The 19,076-nt window shown below is 72.9% G+C and carries 14 protein-coding genes; 9 read left to right on the top strand and 5 right to left on the bottom strand.

Going from position 1 to position 19,076, the window contains the following annotated elements; genetic code table 11:
* Window positions 1–23 precede the first annotated feature (23 nt).
* From MCM47_RS30305 to MCM47_RS30285, 5 genes are all read right to left on the bottom strand, one after another.
* Window positions 24–1,964: a glycoside hydrolase family 5 protein gene (locus MCM47_RS30305; protein WP_238864929.1), complete on the bottom strand. Its 1,941-nt coding sequence runs from the start codon at window positions 1,962–1,964 to the stop codon at window positions 24–26.
* A 134-nt stretch (window positions 1,965–2,098) separates the two neighbouring features.
* On the bottom strand, window positions 2,099–2,938 hold the full coding sequence (locus tag MCM47_RS30300) for a carbohydrate ABC transporter permease (protein ID WP_238864927.1): 840 nt from the start codon (window positions 2,936–2,938) through the stop codon (window positions 2,099–2,101).
* A 7-nt stretch (window positions 2,939–2,945) separates the two neighbouring features.
* Window positions 2,946–3,938, bottom strand: a complete 993-nt coding sequence (locus MCM47_RS30295; RefSeq protein ID WP_238864925.1) for a carbohydrate ABC transporter permease — start codon at window positions 3,936–3,938, stop codon at window positions 2,946–2,948.
* Window positions 3,935–5,209 (bottom strand): ABC transporter substrate-binding protein, encoded by a 1,275-nt coding sequence (locus MCM47_RS30290; protein ID WP_238864923.1) that lies wholly within the window; start codon window positions 5,207–5,209, stop codon window positions 3,935–3,937. The genes MCM47_RS30295 and MCM47_RS30290 overlap by 4 nt, the downstream gene beginning before the upstream one ends.
* A gap of 156 nt (window positions 5,210–5,365) precedes the next feature.
* Complete coding sequence (locus tag MCM47_RS30285) at window positions 5,366–6,526, bottom strand: ROK family transcriptional regulator (RefSeq protein WP_238864920.1); 1,161 nt, start codon at window positions 6,524–6,526, stop codon at window positions 5,366–5,368.
* A gap of 173 nt (window positions 6,527–6,699) precedes the next feature.
* Between MCM47_RS30285 and MCM47_RS30280 the strand changes: the two genes are divergently transcribed.
* The 9 genes from MCM47_RS30280 (at window position 6,700) to MCM47_RS30240 (ending at window position 19,075) form a co-directional block, all read left to right on the top strand.
* Window positions 6,700–8,814 (top strand): alpha-galactosidase, encoded by a 2,115-nt coding sequence (locus MCM47_RS30280; RefSeq protein WP_238864918.1) that lies wholly within the window; start codon window positions 6,700–6,702, stop codon window positions 8,812–8,814.
* 79 nt (window positions 8,815–8,893) lie between these two features.
* Window positions 8,894–9,790 carry an alkaline phosphatase family protein gene (locus MCM47_RS30275; protein WP_308222512.1) on the top strand — a complete coding sequence of 299 codons (897 nt, stop codon included), beginning with the start codon at window positions 8,894–8,896 and terminating at the stop codon, window positions 9,788–9,790.
* Between the two features lie 95 nt (window positions 9,791–9,885).
* Window positions 9,886–10,257 (top strand): fic family toxin-antitoxin system, toxin component, encoded by a 372-nt coding sequence (locus tag MCM47_RS30270; RefSeq protein WP_238864916.1) that lies wholly within the window; start codon window positions 9,886–9,888, stop codon window positions 10,255–10,257.
* A 294-nt stretch (window positions 10,258–10,551) separates the two neighbouring features.
* A complete protein-coding gene (locus MCM47_RS30265; protein ID WP_238864914.1) occupies window positions 10,552–11,913 on the top strand; it encodes a M14 family metallopeptidase in 1,362 nt (453 codons plus the stop codon).
* Window positions 11,914–12,154: 241 nt separating this feature from the next.
* Entirely contained in the window at window positions 12,155–13,729 is a 1,575-nt protein-coding gene (locus tag MCM47_RS30260; RefSeq protein WP_238864912.1) for an APC family permease, read from the top strand.
* A 190-nt stretch (window positions 13,730–13,919) separates the two neighbouring features.
* Window positions 13,920–14,180 carry an amphi-Trp domain-containing protein gene (locus tag MCM47_RS30255; protein ID WP_238864910.1) on the top strand — a complete coding sequence of 87 codons (261 nt, stop codon included), beginning with the start codon at window positions 13,920–13,922 and terminating at the stop codon, window positions 14,178–14,180.
* 83 nt (window positions 14,181–14,263) lie between these two features.
* Complete coding sequence (locus MCM47_RS30250) at window positions 14,264–14,515, top strand: hypothetical protein (protein WP_238864908.1); 252 nt, start codon at window positions 14,264–14,266, stop codon at window positions 14,513–14,515.
* Window positions 14,516–15,206: 691 nt separating this feature from the next.
* Window positions 15,207–17,942 carry a hypothetical protein gene (locus tag MCM47_RS30245; RefSeq protein ID WP_238864906.1) on the top strand — a complete coding sequence of 912 codons (2,736 nt, stop codon included), beginning with the start codon at window positions 15,207–15,209 and terminating at the stop codon, window positions 17,940–17,942.
* Window positions 17,939–19,075, top strand: coding sequence for a ComEC/Rec2 family competence protein (locus tag MCM47_RS30240; RefSeq protein WP_238864904.1), 1,137 nt, complete (start codon window positions 17,939–17,941; stop codon window positions 19,073–19,075). Before MCM47_RS30245 ends, MCM47_RS30240 begins: the two co-directional genes overlap by 4 nt.
* The last annotated feature ends 1 nt before the right edge of the window (window position 19,076 follow it).

The raw sequence follows: 19,076 nt of genomic DNA, 5'->3' as shown, positions 1-19,076 counted from the left end.
CCTAGCCGATCGGTGGGGGTGGATCAGGTGAGGGGGCGGCAGAGCAGGGCGTCGGGCCGGCCGCGCTGGGCCCACGCCCAGGTCATGGCCACGCCGGCGACGTACTCGTTGTCGGCGCACATGCCCTTGTAGTCGTCCTCGGCCCAGTTCCCGTGCACCGACCAGGCGGTGTCGGGGTTGTTGCCGCGGTCGAACCAGAGCGTGCGGCCGTTGGTCGGCAGCGGGGTGGCGGAGGGCGCGCACAGCAACGAGACCATGGCGGGGCCGTTCATGCTGTAGCCGACCGCGAAGCTGTTCACCGGGCACTGCACCTTGTTGTAGCCGGACGCCCAGTCGCCCTGCCGGACGTACTTCTCGCCGTCGACCTTCTCCCAGGCGCCCGCCGCCTTGCGCGGTTCGGCGACGTCGGTGCAGAGCCCGCGGCCGTAGCTGCGACTGAGGCCGACCAGGCGCTCGGTGTCGGGACAGTTGCCCTTGTGGTCGCCCGGGCTCCAGTCGGCCCTGGCGAGCATGGTGCGGGAGAGGTTCCAGTCGCCGTGGTCGATGTCGACGATGTTCCAGTGGTCGACCGGGGCGACCGCTCCGCTCCGGCCGGGGGCGGTCACGAGCTTGTTCCAGTCGGTGGCGCGCCAGTCGCCGCCGTCCTCGATGCCGAGCCGCCTCCCGGCGGCGTCGTAGGTGAGCATCGCCCAGTTGTCCTGCGGCCTGCCCGCGGCGTCGGTCCAGCCGACCAGCGGCCAGACGGCGAAGTCGGTGTCGGTCTTGACCAGGATGTCGGTGAAGTTCCTGAACCAGGCCTGCTCCTTGGCGTCGGTGGAGTCGCGCCCGGCCGCGCCGAACTCGCTGACCCACACCGGGGCGGTGTAGTGCTTGCCCTCCTCGGTCACGAAGGTCCCCTCCTCCTTCACGACCTCGGCGAGCTTCTCGGGGGTGAAGTCCTCGTAGCGCGGGTCGTCGGTCGCTCCCCAGCCACTGCCCGCACCGGTGTTGGACGGGCCGGTGTAGCCGTAGAAGTGCACGGAGTACACCAGCTTGTTCGAGTCGATCAGGGTGTGCGAGAGGGTGGCGACCCGCTTGAGGTTCGGCCGCTCGTACGAGAAGAGGGAGGCCGGGATGCCCTGCCAGTTGATGCCCTCCATGACGATCAGCAGGTCCGGATCGGCCTGCAGGATCGCGTTTCCGGCCTGCTCGTAGGCGGTGTACGTGTCGTGGTCGTCGCCCCAGCCCCAGTTCGGATCGTTCCAGGTGTCACGGCGGACCTCGTTGCGCAGGTCGGCGCCGACCACCCGCTTGTCGTCCCGGTAGCGCTTGGCCATGAACACCCAGTCGTCGACCCACTGTTGTGTCGACTGGCCGCTGTTCCAGCGCTCGTTGCCGTCCAGGCCGCAACAGAAGCGGTACGTGGTGGTGTGGTTGTTGAGGATCACCGCGAAGCCGTCGGCGGTCAGCGCCGCCACGACGGCGTCGAACCCCTCCAGTGGGGTCCTGCCCTTCAGCTCCGGGTTGGCGGCGACCGCCGAGTCCGGCACCGCGGCCGGGTCGTGGATCATCGCGTTGGCGAACGGGAGCCGGACGCTGTTGATCCCGAGCGCGTGGAAGTCGGCCATGATCTGCGCGATCGGGGTCCGGTCCAGCCCCAGCGGGATGTTGTTCGACTTCTGGTGGGCCTGGTGGTTGTTCACGTCGCCGACGTCGCCGCTCCCCTGGTACGTGCCCTGGGCGCCGGCCCAGTTGCCGGACTTGAGCTTGAAGCGGTCGCCGTGCGCGTCGACGACGTAGCGGCCCCGGGTGGACAGCGGACCGGTCCAGGAGGCGGACAGCTGCGCGCCCGTCAGGGCGACCGGGGCGGACGTGGCGGCGGTGGCGGGGGCCGCGGCGGCCGGGCCGGGGACGGCCACGCCCAGCAGGGCGGCGGCGGCGAGCAGCGCGGGGATTCCGCGCGTGGCGGATCGTACGGTTCTCATGACGGTTCTCTCCGGGTGGGGTGGACGAGGGAGAGGAGCGTGGTGCAGAGCCCCGGGCCCCGGGGCCGCAGAGCCGCGGGGCCGAGGTGACGGGGTGCCGGTGTGACGGGGTGACCGGTGGCGCTTGGGAGGGGTCAGCCCTTGAGGCCGCTGGTGGCGATGCCTTCGACGATGTACCGCTGGGCGATGAGGAACATCGCCACCAGCGGGGCGACGGTCACGACCGCGCCGGCGAACAGGCCGGGCAGGTTGATGGTCTGCGAGGTGAGGAAGGTGGACAGCGCGATCTGGGCGGTCCAGGCCGACGGATCCTGCCCGATGACCAGCGGCCACAGGAAGGCGTTCCAGCTGTCGATGAAGGCGAGCGCCCCGAGCGAGGCGAGCATGGCGCCCGAACTGGGCAGGGCGATCCGGCGGTAGAGCCCCAGCCAGCCCAGGCCGTCCAGCCGTCCGGCCTCCTCGATCTCGGACGGGAACTGCAGGTAGAAGTTCCGGAACAGCAGGACGGCGAAGGGGTTGAACAGGCCTGGTGCGACGATGCCCCACAGCGTGTTGACCCCGCCCATCGAGCCGACCACCACGAACGTGGGCACGAAGGTGACCGAGCCGGGGATCATCAGCGTGGCCACCACCAGGGCCAGCAGCACACCGCGTCCGGGCACCGGGATCCGCGCGAGGGCGTACCCGGCGGCGGAGGCCAGGAGCGTCGAGACGGGGGCGGTGATCCCGGCGATCAGCAGCGAGTTCCCCAGGGCCCGGCCCAGGTGCAGGGCCGGGTCGTCGAAGAGCGCGGTGAAGTTCTCCCAGTGCATGGGCGAGGGCCACCACGTCCACTCGGGTGAGGTCAGGCTCCTGGAGTCCATCAGCGCGTTGCGCAGCATCAGGTAGAACGGCGCCAGGAAGACCGCCGTCAGCAGGCCCACCAGCAGTCCGCGTGCGCCGGGGCGCAGGCGCTTCAACGGGTTGGTCGTCATGGCCGGTTCACTCCCCTCCCTTGCCGAAGCCGGTCATCCGGCCCTGGACCAGGGTCACGCCCACGATCAGCGCGGTGAGGACGAAGGCGCCCGCCGATCCGAGGCCGTAGTTCTGGGCGCCCATCGCGGTGTTGTACAGGTAGACCAGGGGGGTCTGCACGGGCGCGGTGCCGGTGCCGGACAGGCCGCTGTTGAACAGGTTGTAGAACTCGTCGAAGGCCTGGAAGGCGGCGATGAACTGGAGCATCAGCACCGCGACGGACGTGTTGCGCAGCAATGGCAGGGTGATCCGCCGCAGCAGCCGCCAGCCGGTGGCGCCGTCGAGGGCCGCGGCCTCGTACACGTCCCTGGGGATGGCCTGCAGACCTGCCAGCAGGAGCACCATGTAGAAGCCGACCTGGAGCCAGAGCCGGAGGCTGACCAGGACGATCCAGTACAGCGGGGGGTCGGTGGTCTGCAGCCAGGGGACGGCGGCCGTCCCGAACCAGCCGCCGACCGTGTTGGCGACGCCGGCCGGCAGGCCGTTGAACAGGCACATCTTCCACAGCAGCGAGGCCGCGACGTAGGACACGGCGGTCGGGATCAGGAAGGCGGTGCGCACCACCGCCCGGCCGCGCCGGACGCGGTGCACGAGCAGCGCGAGGCCGAGCGACACGGCGAAGGTGACCGGCACGATCGCGAGGGTGAACAGCACGATCTGGACCAACGAGGAGCGGAAGGCCGGGTCGGCGAGCAGCTGCCGGTAGTTGTCCAGGCCGACCCAGTGGCCGAGGGCGATGGTGCCGTGGGCGTCGCTGAGGCTGAGCAGGAAGCTCCAGCCGATTGCCACGTACTTGAAGATCCCGAGGCCGATCAGCATCGGGCCGACGAGCAGGGCGAACGCTCCCCAGGCGCGCCGGTCGGCACGCCCGGGGCGGCGGGGCCGGGCGGGGCCCCGCGGTACGACCGCGGGGCGCCCGGCGCGCCGGGAGCGCCGGATGGTGTCCGAGGTGGCGCTCATCCGCCGAGCTGCTTGTCCACGGCGGTCTGGGCCTGCTTGGCCGCATCGGTGAGCAGCTGGGCGGGGTCGCCCTGCCCGGCGGCTATCTTGGCGGCGGCCGCGTTGAACGGGGTGGCGACCGCGGTGTCCCAGGTGTTCGGGTTGTTCCTGCCGTACTTGGCGGCGAGCTCGACGGTCTCCTTGGCGGTGCCCTGGGCGAGCTTGGCCGCGGAGGCGGCGACCGAGGTGCGCGGCGGGATGTGGAAGCCGTAGCTCTCCGCGAAGTCCTTCTGGAGGTCGGTCTGTTCGACCCAGAGCCACTGGACGAACCTCTTGGCCGCGTCCACGTGCTTGCCCTTGGCGTTGACGCAGCCGGTCCAGCCGCCGACCCGCAGCACCGGGCTGCCGCCCGGCTTGAAGGCCGGCCAGGGCAGGACGCCGAAGTCGTCGCCGAGCGCGGTCCTGATCGCGGGCATCGCCCAGAGGCCGCACCACTGGAGCGGGACGACGTCCTGGGTGAAGGCGGACGGATCCCACCAGTCGGTGGTGAAGCCGAGCAGCAGGGACTGGTCGTCGTGCAGCCGCTTGAGGCCGGTGACCGCCTCGACGGCCTGCGGGGAGGCGTAGGCCACCTTGCCGCCGGCGACCAGGTCGCCGCCGTTCGAGAGCACCGCCATGGACGGGGTCTCACCGATGCCGTCGTTGCCGACGAACAGCCCCTTGCCGTTCTTGGTGGTGAGCGCCTTGGCCGCGGCGGCCAGCTCGTCGAAGGTGGTGGGAGGCTTGATGCCCGCCTTGGCGAGGACGCTCCTGCGGTAGTACAGCATCACGACGTCGTCGATCATCTTGACGCCGTGGATCTTGCCGTCGACGGTCAGGTAGGCGAGGTCGCCCGGGTTGAAGTCGGCCTTGGCGGCGCCGTACAGGTCGTCGAGCGGGGCCGTCTGGCCGCGCCGGGCCATGCCCGCGTTGAAGTCGCCGATCTCGAAGACGTCGGGCGCGCCGTCGGTGAGGAGGGTCGCGTTGAGCTTGCTGGTGTAGTCGCCGGGGACCCAGGTGACCTTGACCGCGATGTCGGGGTGGGCCTTGGTGAAGGTCTCGGCGTACCGGGTGACGGCCTGCTGGGTCCCGGCCTCGCCGTAGGCGTGGTACCAGACGTTCAACGTGGTCCTGGCGCCGGAGGAGCCGCCGCCGGTCGGGTCGGTGCTGCAGCCGACCGCGGCGCCGGCGACGAAGAGCAGCGAGCCGCTGAGGAATCCGCGTCGGCTAAGCTGCGATCTGTGTGCGCTCATATCGCATCCTCGAGGGTGGGTGTGGGTGTGTCCGTTCCGGTCGGTGTCCGCCGTCGGTTGCTGCCAGGCATTCGACGGGCACCGGCCGGGATTCCGCTGCGACGGGACGGTGGACGGGCCTGCTCCCGCGGGCGCGGGGCCGGGTGGTGCCGGGTGTTACGGGAACAGCGCCTGGATGCCCAGGACGGCGGCTCCTCTGGCCCACTCCTCCCAGGGGAGCGGGCGCAGGGTCAGCGGGGACTTCGCCGCGGCCTTGAAGCAGTGCGCGGCGTAGGCCTCCCTGATGTGCACTCCGAAGAGGTCGTAGGTGTCGAGGCCCTCCCCGGTCACGACGACCCGTTCGGGGCCGAGCAGGTTGACCAGGGTGGCGATGCCGGTACCGATCGCCCGGCCGGCCCGTGCGAAGGCGTCGCGGGCGGCGGGGTCACCGCCGCGGGCGAGCTGAACGGCACCGTCGAAGTCGAGGTCCGTGTCACCGGTGGCGGTGCGGACCGCGGCCAGGATGGCGTCGCTGGAGGCGATCGCCTCCACGCAACCGGTCTGGCCGCAGTGGCAGACCGGACCGGCCGGGTCGATGGAGATGTGTCCCATCTCGCCGGCCACCCCGTACGCCCCGGCGATCAGCTGACCGTTGACGACCAGACCGGAGCCGATCCCCGCGCCGATGGTGACCAGCGCGAAGTACTCGGTGCCGATGCCCTCGCCGAACCAGTGCTCGGCGGCGGTGAGCGCCTTGACGTCGTTCTCCACGGTGACGCTCAGGCCGGTCGACCTCGCCACCGCCCCGGCGAGCGGAACGTCGCGCCAGCCGGGGAGGACGGAGTAGCGGACCCGGCCGGCGGCGCGGTCGACGTCGCCGGAGACCGCGATGCCGAGGTGGCGGGTGCGCCCCCGGAACGTCGGGTCCGCGTCGAGCAGGCGCTCGACGAGTTCGCCGACCAGGGCGCACACGGCCTCCGGGCCGCGGTCCTCGCCCAGCCGGAGGTCTGCCGTGGCCCGCATGCCGGCCCGCAGGTCGCAGACCGTGCCGAAGAGGGCCTCGGCGCTGATCTTGACCCCGACGAAGAACTCCCGGTCCACGGTGACGGCCAGCGGGTTGACGGGCCGTCCGGCGCCCGGGGCGGTGCGTTCCGGGGGGAGCTCGTGCAGGTAGCCGTCGTCGATGAGCGGCCGCGCGGCCTTGGTGACCGCGGTGGACGACAGGCCGGTGCGGCGGGCCAACTCGACCCGGCTGAGGGGGCCTTCGGTCAGCAGCAGGGCGAGCACCGACGTCTCGGCCGGCGCGGTGACCAGAGGTTGCGCATGGTTCGGAAACACCCGTGCAACCTACGGCAAATAAATAACTTCTTCCAGTATTGATTTCGGCGGTCCGCCGGGCCTAATCTCGGGCCACCTCCGTGCCGTCAGTCGCCGCACCAGGCCCGCCCGGACGGCTTGTTCCGCGCTCCGGCCCCCGGTCCGATCACCCACCTCCTCTCTGGGGGACATCCGTGCCTTCCGCCCCTTCCGCCGTCTCCTTCGACACCGCCCTCGGCCTCGCCGTCCTGCGCACCCCGAACAGCGTCTACGCCGTACGCGTCGGCGCCGACGGCAGCCCCCGACACGTCCACTGGGGGCCCGAGCTCGAAGCCCCGGAGCTGCCGCACCCCCACTCCCCCGCGGACAGCAGCTTCGAGGACGAGGCGGCTGCCGACGAACTGGGCATCCAGACCGGCGCCCGCTTCGGCCCGGCCGGCCTCCAGGTCCGCTTCCCGGACGGCACCGTCGGCGCCCAGTGGCGCTTCCTCGGCCACCGCATCGACGGCGGCGAGCTGCGGCTGCACCTGACGGACCGTCGCTACCCGCTGACCGCCGATCTCTGCTACCGGGTGCACCTCGGCAGCGACGTGATCGAACGCTGGACCGAACTCACCCACACCGGCACCCCGGGGAGCGGCTCCGGCCCGATCACGGTCCAGCGCCTGGACTCGGCGTCCTGGACGGCGCCGCCGCTGCCCGACTACCGGCTCGGCCATCTGGTGGGCGGCTGGTCCAGCGAGTTCCAGCTGCACCGAGACCGCCTTCCGGTCGCCGAGACCGTCCTCACCAGCCGCCGGGGGCTCACCGGCCACCACGCGAGCCCCTGGCTGACGCTCGACGACGGCACCGCCACCGAGGAGCGGGGCGACGTCTGGAGCACCGCGCTGGCCTGGAGCGGGAGTTGGCGGATCACCGTGCACCGCGACCCGGTCGGCCGCACCACCTGGACGGGCGGCTTCGGCCACGAGGGACTCAGCTGGGCCCTGCAACCCGGCGAGACGATGAGCACCCCGGTCTTCGCCGGCCTCTACACCCCCGACGGCTTCGGCGGGGCGAGCCGCGCCTGGCACGACCACCTCCGTTCCACCGTCCTGCCCGGACCCGACCGGGACCGGCCCGTCCTCTACAACTCCTGGGAGGCCACCGGCTTCGACGTCGACCGGGCGGGCCAGTGCCGCCTCGCCGACCTCGCCGCCGGGCTCGGCGTCGAGCTCTTCGTCCTGGACGACGGCTGGTTCGGCGCCCGCACCGACGACCGCGCCGGCCTCGGCGACTGGACGCCCCGGCCGGAGGCCTTCCCCGACGGCCTGCGGCCACTCGCCGACCACGTCCACGGCCACGGCATGGCCTTCGGCGTGTGGGTGGAGCCCGAGATGGTCAACGCCGACAGCGACCTGTACCGCGCCCACCCCGACTGGGTGATCCACGCACCCACCCGGGACGCGACCGAGCTGCGCCACCAGCTCGTGCTCAACCTCGCCCGCCCCGAGGTGGAGGCCCTGGTGCACTCGACGCTCGACCGGCTGGTCACCGAGAACGACGTGGACTGGCTCAAATGGGACGCCAACCGCCCCTTCACCGAAGCCGGTTGGGCCGGCCACCCGGATCCCGACCGGCTCTGGATCGACCACGTCCGGGCCGTCCACCGGATCATGGACCGACTGCGCTCCGACCACCCCGGCCTGCGGATCGAGGCCTGCGCCGGGGGCGGCGGACGGGTCGACCTCGCCGTCCTCGCCCGGACCGACCAGGCCTGGACCTCCGACAACACCGACCCGGTCGACCGGATCTCCGTCCAACACGGCTTCAGCCAGCTCTTCCCGGCCCAGTCCATGGCCGCCTGGGTCACGGACTCCCCCAACGGCATCACCGGCCGCAGCACACCCCTGCGCTTCCGCTTCCACGTCGCCATGGCCGGGGCGCTCGGCCTCGGCGGCGACCTCACCCGGTGGACGAGGGAGGAGCTCGCGGAGGCCGCCGACCTGGTCGACCAGTACAAGCGGATCCGGCCGCTCGTGCAGCACGGCCGCCAGTACCGGCTCACCGGCCACGACGGGCTCACCGCAGTCCACTACGCGGCCCGTGACGGCGCCGAGCACGCCCTGCTCGCCTGGCGGCCGACCACCCGCTTCGGCCACCGGCCCGCCCCGCTGCGCCTGCCCGCCCTCGACCCCGCGGCGCGCTACCGCGACCTGGAGACCGGCCGGCTCCACGGCGGCGCCGCCCTCCGGAGCCGCGGCATCGATCCCGGCCTGCCCGCCGGCGACTACGCCAGCCGTCTGATCCGGCTGCGCCGGGTCGACTGACGCGCTCGCCCGCCCGATGGCCCTCTCCCCGCCCCGACCGTGTCCGCCACCGACCAGCCACACCCGGGAGCTTCCACCGATGAACACCCGACGGGTTCTCGTCGTCGGCATCGACGGCGTCCGCTTCGATCTGCTGCCGTCGCTGCACACCCCCCACCTCGACGAGGTCGCCGCAGCCGGCTTCCTGGGCCGGGTCGAGATCGACGCCGTCACGCCGACGATGTCGGGCCCCTGCTGGGCCACCGTCGTCACCGGGGTCGGCGTCGCCAAGCACGGCATCTGGGGCAACCGGTTCGACGGCAACCGCCTCGACGTCTTCCCCGACTTCACCACCCGGCTGGCCGACGAGCAGGGCCTGCGGACGCTCGCGATCGGCGGGTGGACCCCGATGTTCCTCGCCCGGGACGGCGGCCCGTTGTTCACCGCGCCCAGCCGGCTCGCCTACATCGCGCCGACCGCCGACACACCCGAGGCCTGGGAGGAGTGCGACGAGAGCGTGACCGCCGAGGCCGCCCGCCTCCTCGCCGCCGGAACGGATCTCGACGCCGGCTTCGTCTACCTGGGCGCCGTCGACGAGACGGCCCACTTCCTCGGCTGCGGACCGGAGTACCGCAGCTCGGTGGAGACCGCGGACCGCCGCCTCGGGGACCTCCTCGCCGCCCTCCGCCGCCGCCCCGCCCGGGCCACCGAAGCCTGGACCGTCATCGTGGTCACCGACCACGGCCACCGCGACGAGGGCGGCCACGGCGGGCGCTCGGAGGCCGTCCGCACCGCGTGGATCGCTGCCTGCGGCCCCGACATCCCACCCGGAACGGTGCCCGCCGACCTCCGCCACGCGGACGTCGCGGCCCACGTCTACTGCGCCCTCGGCATCGCCCCCGACCCCCACTGGTCACTGGACGGAACACCGTTCACGCCCGCCCCCACCCGACCGCCGGTCCACTGCGCCGGCGGGGCGACCGGAGGGAAGTTGTAGCGACCGGTACGCATGGCTACGCTGCTCGCTGACGGAACAGCTCAACGCCCCCAGGACGGCCGGGGCCACCGAGCCGAGCACCGAGCGGAGGCGGCGTGATCCTGCGTATCGACCGGGCCTGGCTGCTGGAGATCGCCCACGAGCACCTGCAGGCGGATCCGGACGTCACGGACTACGGGACCCTCGCCGCCGCGGTGGCCCGCCACGCCGACGAGGTCATGGGCGTGCCCGTGTACGGGGAACTGCACCAGCGGGCCGCCGCCCTGATGCACCAGCTCATCCGCGTCCCGGCGCTGGAGTTCGCCAACGAGCACTACGCCGCCGTCGTCGCGGCCTCCTACCTGAGCGCCTCGGGCGTGACCGTCACCGCGGAGCCCGGGGCCGCGGTCGACCTCGCCACCCGGATCCGCGACGGGCAGGCCGACGTCCGCGAGGCCGCCACCGCCATCCGCACCTGGTACCGCTGACGGGCCGGCCGCCGCGGACTCCGCCACCGGGCGGGCGGTCCGGTGCGAGGAGCGCGACCGGCCTTCACCTGCGGCGTCGGCGCCCGTGGACCCGGTGCGCCCGCCCGCGGATGCACCGCCCGCACGCCCGCGGTCTGCACCGCCCGCACGCCCGCACCGCCGGCGGCACTCCCCCGGTGAAGTCCTGTCCACGCCAAGGCCATTGACGAACACATGACACTGACGGACCATCATGCTGGCGCGCCGCACTTCCTCCCCGTTCCGTCCCTACGGACCCCCCACAGGAGGACAGTCATGCGACTGCCCCGCCGAGGGAAGCCCGCCGCGGTCACCGCCGTCCTGCTGGCCCTCGCCCTCGCATCTCCGCTCACCACCCAGGCCACCGCGCGCCCGGCCACCGCCGGTGCGGCCGCCACGGCCGCCGACCAGGAGGACACCGCCCGGCAGTACGTCGTCGACGGCCCCCGCACCGTCGCCGAGCGCACCGCCATCGCCGCGACCGGCGCCTCCGTCGACGCCGTCCGGGCCGACTCGGTGGTGGTCCCCGCCTCTCCCGCCGAGCTCGCCCGGCTGCGGGCGCTCGGCTGGTCCCCCGCCCAGCTGCCGGGCCCGGCGCAGGCCGAGGACCCGGCCGCGAAGACCGTCGGCGCGGCGATCGACGACTTCCCCTCGTCCGACTCCGGCTACCACAACTACGCGGAGGCCTCGGCCGACATCGACGCCGTCGTGGCGGCGCACCCCGACATCATGAGCAAGCGGGTCATCGGCACCTCGTACGAGGGCCGACCGATCGTCGCCGTCAAGATCAGCGACAACGTCGGCACGGACGAGAACGAGCCCGAGGTGCTGTTCACCGCCCACCAGCACGCCCGTGAGCACCTCACCGTCGAGATGGCGCTCTACCTCCTGCACGAGTTCGGGGACAAGTACGCCACCGACAGCCGGATCGCGAACGCCGTGAACAGCCGCGAGATCTGGGTCGTCCCCGACCTCAACCCGGACGGCGGCGAGTACGACATCGCCACCGGGCGCTACCGCAGCTGGCGCAAGGACCGCCAGCCCAACAGCGGCAGCCGCAACGTCGGCACCGACCTGAACCGCAACTGGGACTACCGGTGGGGCTGCTGCGGCGGTTCCTCCGGCTCCACCTCCAGCGAGACCTACCGGGGCGCCGCCCCCGAGTCCGCCCGGGAGACCAAGGTGGTCGCCGACTTCGTCCGCAGCCGGGTGGTCGGCGGCAAGCAGCAGATCACCGCGGCCATCGACTTCCACACGTACAGCGAGCTGGTGCTCTGGCCGTTCGGCTGGACGACCGCCGACACGGCCACCGGGATGACCGCCGACGAGGCCGACACCTTCGCCGCCTTCGGCCGGACCATGGCCGGCACCAACGGCTACACCCCGGAGCAGTCCAGCGACCTCTACATCACGGACGGCTCGATCGACGACTGGCTGTGGGGCGCGCACCGGATCTTCGCCTACACCTTCGAGATGTACCCCGGGCCCAACGGGAGCAGCGGCTTCTACCCGCCGGACGAGGTGATCGGGCGCGAGACCAGCCGCAACCGCGAGGCGGTGCTGCGGCTGGTGGAGACCGCCGACTGCATGTACCGCGCGATCGGCAAGCAGCAGCAGTACTGCGGCATCGCGAGCTGACGGCCGACGGGTCACACCGACCCGGGCCGGGTGCGGGCGGTGCCACCGCCCGCACCCGGCCATCCGGCCACCCCGCCACCCGGCCGCCCCGCCACCCCGCCACCCCGCCACCCCGCCACCCCGCCACCCGCTCGGACGATCCCACGGGAAGGGCCCGGCCACCCGTCGTACGCTGAGGTGGTCCGGCTCCCCGCTGGTGCCTCCGCGCCCCGGACGCGCACAGGATCGGGAGGTGGGAACGATGAACGGCCCCCCTGGAGAACGCCCTGCGCCCCCGCCGGCCGCGCCCACCGTGGTGAGCTCCCGGGCCGGCGAGAAGGGCCTCAAGACCGGCGCCCTGGGCCTGGTCTCGTCCGTCGCGATCGGCCTCGCCTCGACCGCGCCCGCGTACAGCCTCGCCGCCACGCTCGGCATCATCGTGGTCGGCGTCGGACTGCAGGCGCCGATCATCACCATCCTGGCCTTCATCCCGATGCTGCTGATCGCCTTCGCCTACAAGGAGCTCAACGCCTCCGACCCGGACTGCGGCACCACGTTCACCTGGGGCGCACGCGCCTTCGGGCCGCGCACCGGGTGGCTGGGCGGCTGGGGGATCGTGGCGGCCGACATCATCGTGATGGCCAACCTGGCGCAGATCGCCGGTGTGTACGGATTCCGGCTGTTCGGCTTCAACAGCCTCGCCGAGAGCACGGCGTGGACCACCGTGGCCGGGGTCGTCTGGATCGTCGTGATGACCGCCATCTGCTACATCGGCATCGAGATCTCCGCCGCCCTGCAGCGCTGGCTGCTCGCGATCGAGGTCGTGATGCTGGTGCTGCTGTCGGTGACGGCGCTGGTCAAGGTCTACGGCGAGAACCCGCCCGCCACCGCGATCGAGGTCGACGCCTCGTGGTTCAACCCCTTCGAGGTCGCCTCGTCCACCGCCTTCACCGCCGGCATCCTGGCCGCCGTCTTCATCTACTGGGGCTGGGACACCGCGGTCTCGGTCAACGAGGAGACCGCCGACGCCGCCCGCACCCCCGGCCGCGCCGCCGTCATCTCGACCGTCCTGCTGCTGCTCATCTACGCGCTGGTGTCCACCTCGGCCCAGGCCTTCGCGGGCATCGGCACCGAGGGGATCGGGCTCGGCAACGAGGAGAACTCGGGGGACGTGCTCTCCTCCCTGGGCGGCGCCGTCTTCGGCACCACCGGCTTCGGCTTCTTCCTGACCAAGCTGCTGATCTTCATGGTGCTGACGTCCTCCGCCGCCTCCACCCAGACCACCATCCTGCCGACCGCCCGGACCACCTTCTCGATGGCCGCGCACAAGGCCATCCCCACCGAGTTCGCGCGGGTCCACCCGCGGCACCTCACCCCGACCTGGTCGACCGTCGGCATGGGCGTCGCCTCGATCGCCTTCTACGTGCTGCTCACCGCGATCAGCGGCAACGTGCTGGCCGACTCGATCGCCTCGGTGGGCCTGGCCATCGCCTTCTACTACGGCCTCACCGGCTTCGCCTGCGTCTGGTACTACCGCAAGGTCCTCACCCGCAGCGTCCGCGACTTCCTGCTCAAGGGCCTCGCGCCGCTGGCCGGCGGCCTGATGCTGCTGTACTTCTTCTGCTACGGCGCCTTCGACGTCTACGCCGACCCCGACTACGGCGCCACCTCGATCGACCTGCCGGTCTTCGGCGAGACCGGTGGCGTCACCGTGATCGGCATCGGCGCCCTCGCCATCGGCGTCGTGCTGATGATCGTCCAGTGGGCGGTGCAGGGCTCCTGGTTCCGGCACCCGGACGTGCCCGTCAGCGCCGCCGATCCGGCCGACGCACCGTAGGGCCCGTCGCCCGCCGGCCGCCGCCCGCCGGCCGCCGCCGGTACGGCCGCGCGCCCCCTCGACGTGGTCGCGCTCGCGCGGCACGTCCGCCCCGCCCGCACCGCGGCGACCCGGCCGACGAGGTGCGGATGCCGCCGGAGGAGCGCAGGCTGGAAGGGCGAGGAGTGTTCCCCGTGGATTGGAGCGTGCCGTGAAGGACCTCAAGTTCGAGCAGAAGCGTTCGCTGTCCCGCCTCGAAGCCGCCGATCAGCTCGAAGCACTCGCGGCGGCCCTGCGGCACGGCGGCAACGCCGAGCTCGATCTCGGCCCCGGAACGATGACCCTGCGGGTCCCCGAGGAACTGAAGACCGAGATCGAGGTCGAGGTCGGTGAGGGGGAGATCGAGCTGGAGATCGAGTTCAAGTGGCCCACCGCGCAGAGCGCGGCGGCCTCGGGCGGCCACAGCGGCTGACCGGCACGCGCTCGTCGGTTCCCCGGCCGAAGGACCCGGGCCGGGGAACGGAAGAAGCCCTGGGCATCGACGGAGGAGTGCAGATGACCGGTGACGAGCAGCAGGACAGGTTCGAGCCCCTGTCCGAGATGGACGAAGCGGCCCCCGACGACCTCTTCGTCGGGCGCTCGGAGGGCGAGGGCCACGGCACCCGCTTCGAATCGACCCGCAGCACTGACGGAGACCTCTACGGTGCGGACGACGACCTGTACGGGGGCCCGCCGGCGGCGGCCGCGCGGCCGGCCCTGAACGAGGACCCGGACGCGGGCCGGGACGGGGACGCGGACATCTGGTAGACGGCGTGGGCGGGGCTCCGGCGGGAACGTCGCCCGCTCCGCGGTGGTCCGTCGCGAGGCGCGGCGGCACCCGGGAGGGGCACCTCGGACGTCGTCCCGGACATGTCGTGGAAGTTGTCATGACTGAAACACCGTCAGGATGGGCATGACCTCGTTAGCCCACCGATGGGCCCGGCTGAAGCTCCCCCACGAGCGCAACCGGGCCCTGGCCGGCGACCGGGCCTGGACGTGACTCCCCCCACGGAGTGGCGACCAGGCCCGCCTTCTGTTCAACCAGCGACACGCAGCGTACATGACACCTCAACGTAACGCTACCGTGCTGCAGTCCGCGCTGGTCCGACGCCGCGTCACGGCCCCTCCGGCATCACGGGACCGGAGCGCCCCGGCTCCCCGGGAGCGCCCCGATCAGGCGGCGGCCGACCGGGCGGGAGCGGGCGGGCACGCGACGGCACCGCCCGGGCGAAAGGGCCGGCCCCGACGGGCGAGCCGGTCGACCGCGCGTGGACCGCCCGCCTCTCGGTGACCGACGGTCCGGGGTTCGGCAGGGCGACCCGTCGCCCGTCCTCCGTCACGCCGACCCGCTCCGGATCCGGCCGGTCCACCGCGCCCGATCCGTGGCAGAGTGGGAGGTGTCGGGAGACCGACCTGAGCGGTGGCCGGCCTCCCCACGGAGCCACTGGGGAGGTCTCCCATGGTGAAGCTGCACGACATCCTCTCCGTCAGCCCGGAGGCCCTGGCCGTCGCGGGTGTCGTGGACTGGAGCGGCCGGGCCGGGGCCCGAGCGCGGGACGGCCGCGTCACGCTCGACCTGCCCGATCCGGGGCGGCCGTGGGATTGGCACTGGTCCGCCGACCTCCCCGCACGGCTGCTCGACGACCTCGACCTGCAGCTGGACCTGAGCCGCACCTGGACCGAGTCCGCGAGCGGCGGAAGCGAGCCCGTTCGGCTCGCGCTGCACGGCGTGCCGCGGGCGGGCCGGCACGCGCTGGTGACGCGGTTAGGCCAGGCGCGTCCCGCACTCGGCGCCGTCTTCGTCGCGGACGACACGCTGCAGCCGGAGCCCCGCTGGTCGTGGCCGCTGCGGGTCTGCACCGTCACCCCCGGGGCGGCCGAGGGCCTGTTCGACGTCCTGTCCCACGACGCGGGGATCGCCCCGCTGATCGACGCGTACACCCTCGGAGAACAGGACGGCGACTGCGACGTCCTGGCCGTCGCCAGCGGCGCCGAACTCGACGCGCTGAGCACCGGCGGCGGCCTCAGCGCCGCCTGTCTCGCCTGGTGCGGCCCCCGGCCGCCCGACCGGCACGAACTGACCCTGCTCGACGCGGCCGCGCGCAATCTGGGCGCCGCCGGCTGGGTCGTCGCCGACCTCTCCGCGACCGACGCCGTCGACTGGCTCGACCGGCTCGTCCGCAACCTCTCCGACAACCTCCCGCTCGACGAGGCGGCGGGCCGCGCGGGCTCGTGGCTGACGGTCGCCCACCCGGGGCTCGCCGAGCGCCGTGCCGTCTCCGACGCCGTACGGGACGCGGACTCCGCGGCCCGCGTGCTCGCGGACCGCCGGGCGGAGCCGATCGAGTTCGACGGCGACGTCGTGCGGGAGCTGAACCTCCCCGACCGGCCGGCCCTGGTCACCGACCTCACGCACGGGATCGCCGTGGAGGCCGCCGCCGCCCGCTTCTCCGGGAGGAGGCTGGGGGGAGCCGTCGCCGACGCCTTCCGCGAACTCCACCGCGTCGGAGTGGCCCCGGGCCGCACCAACGCCCGCTTCCTCCAGGCGCTCGTCAGCGACCAGGAGTCCGGCGAACGGCGCCTGCACGCCTTCCGCGCGGCCGCCGTCAACGACGTCCACATCCGGGTGGGCCCGGTCAGCGCCGAGTGGCACGCACTGGCGACGGAGTTCCCCGAGCAGAACGTGGAATTCCGGGGCGGGGAGGCACGCCTGACCGTCGTCCTCGACGAGGAGCGGGACGACGCGTTCCTCCACCAGCCGATGAAGATCACCCTCCCCCGGCGGGGCGCCTCCAGCGAGGCCGTCTTCCCCGTCGAGGTCGGAGCGCAGGAGCCGGAGATCCGCTGCACCGCCCGGGTCTTCCACCGGAACCGCCAGCTGCAGCGGCTGGAGATCAGCGGTCCCGTCGGGGCGACCGACGAAGCCGTCGACGGACGGGAGATCACGATCAACGGCGAGGCGTTCAGCTCGCTCGCCGAGGTGCCGAGTCCGGACGGCCGCGACTCGGAGGCGGTGATCCGGATCGTCGACGACGAGACGGCCGTGATCGTGACCGGAGGCAGCGAGGCCTCGGTGCGGATCAAGGACCTCGACGAGCTGCGCGCCAGGATCCGGGACAACCTGCGGGCGGCGGTGGACGCGGACGCCGTCGCCGAGGGGCCGGGCCCCGCCGCACCGGACCGGCTGCTCCGCGGCCTCGCCCAGCAGGGCAGCTTCCTCTTCGAGCGGCTGGAGCAGCTGGGACACGGCGATCTGGGGAAGGCCGCGTCGCTCCAGGTCGTGTCGGCCGAAGCGGCCGAGCTCTGGCCGCTGGAGTTCGTCTACGACTACGGCTACCCCTCCGACACCGCCCGGCTCTGCACCGGGTGGCAGCGTGCCCTCGAGACCGGGACCTGCTCCTGCCGCCCCACCCGCCGCCCCACCCGCCGCCCCACCGCCAACGGCCGCAGGACGGTCTGCCCGCTCGGCTTCTGGGGCGTCCGCATGGTGATCGAGCGCCGGGTGGAACGCGCCCGGCTCGATCACACCGTGGTCGAAGCCTCCCCGCCGGACGCCGCCAGCGCGCTGCGCCCGGTGAACAGCGTGCTCTTCGCGGCCAGCCAGGTCGTCCGGGGGGCCGACCGGGACGGCGCGGTCGGCACCCTGCGGGGCTCGCTGGGGAACGACGGCGTGTACACCGCGAACAGCTGGCAGAAGTGGCGGGAGGTCGTCAGGGCGGAGGGCCCGGCCCTGCTGTTGGCCGTGGCCCACAACGCACGCGACGAAGGATTCGCCCCGGTCCTGGAGATCGGCAAGAAGAGCCGCCCGAGCAGGCTGCCGTCGCTCCGGATCGACCGCCGGGACATCGTGTCCGAGCTGCACGACCGAGGGACCGGCCCCATCGTGATGCTGCTGGGCTGCAACACCGCCCAGGAGGACATCAGCTGGCAGAACGTGGCAGCGAGGTTCCTGGAGAAGAGCGCCCCGGTCGTGGTCGGGACGCTCGTACCGACGCTCGGTCGGCAGGCGGCGGTCATGGCGGGCATCGCCGCCGTGATGCTCGCCGAGAACACCCAGGAGAACAGGAGCATCGGCGAACTGGTCCGCGACATCCGGCGGCGGCTGCTGACCCTGGGCTACACGCTCGCGATGGCCGTCGTGGCCTTCGGCGACGCCCGCTGGCTGGTCGGCAGCCGGCAGGGAGGTGAACCGTGATCACCGTGGAGATGCTGCCCGCCGCGCACGGCGACGCGCTGTGGGTCGAATGGCCCGGCAAGGGGTCGGACGTCCACCGCATGCTGGTCGATGCCGGACCGAGCGCCACCTACGAGGCCGTCTTCGAACGGGTGAGACGGCTGCCGCCGCGCAGCCGCCACCTGGACGTCCTGGTGGCCACCCACGTGGACGCCGACCACATCGAGGGGGTCATCCGCCTCCTTCAGGACCGCGTCGCGCTGAAGCTCGCGATCGACGACGTGTGGTTCAACGGCTGGCCGCAGATCTCCGAGCCCGCCGGGTTGCTCGGCGCCGACCAGGGCGAGATGCTCCAGGCGCTGATCGGCAGCCAGCAACTGTGCTGGAACGCGGCCTTCGGGCGGGCGGCGCCCGGGAAGCCGCCGCACGCCGTCTGCCTCCGCGCCCAGGGCGCGGCGCCGGCCGTCGACCTGCCCGGCGGCGCCCGGGCGACCCTGGTCGGTCCCGGGCGGCCCGAGCTGGACAAGCTGCTGAAGGAGTGGGACCGGGTGGTGAGGGGCCTCGGCGTGACCCCCGGAAAGCCCGACGAGGCGCTGGACCGCCTGGCCCACCGGAGGAGTCTGCGCGGCCTCGCCGCCGATCTCCTCGGCGGCGGACGGCTGGACGCGTCCGTGCCGAACGGCTCCAGCATCGCCTTCCTGCTGGAGCACGACGGGAAGCGGCTGCTGCTCACCGGCGACGGCCACGGGGAGGTCCTCGCCCGCGGCGTGGACCGGCTGCTGAAGCAGCTCGGCGGCACCAGGCTCACGGTCGACGCGCTCAAGGTCCCGCACCACGGCAGTGCCGCCAACGTCACGGACGTCCTGCTGTCCAGGCTCGACACCCGCCGCTTCCTCGTCTCGACCAACGGGGACAAGTTCAACCACCCCGACCCGGAGGCGATCGACCGCATGCTCGCGGCGGTGGACCGCCTCGACGGGGCCGACCCGCCCCACGCTGCCGGCCCCGACGCCGACACCGGGCGGGCCGAGCTCGTCTTCAACTACCGCAGCCGCACGACGGAGCCGTGGGCCGACCCCGCGCGACAGCGCGCGCGCCACTACACCGCGGTCTATCCGGCGACGGCGGCAGCGGGCACGACCGTGGAGGTCTGAC

This window comes from Kitasatospora sp. A2-31 (assembly GCF_022288725.1).
Taxonomy (GTDB): Bacteria; Actinomycetota; Actinomycetes; order Streptomycetales; family Streptomycetaceae; genus Kitasatospora.
This window is presented reverse-complemented; position numbering and strand designations above follow the sequence as displayed.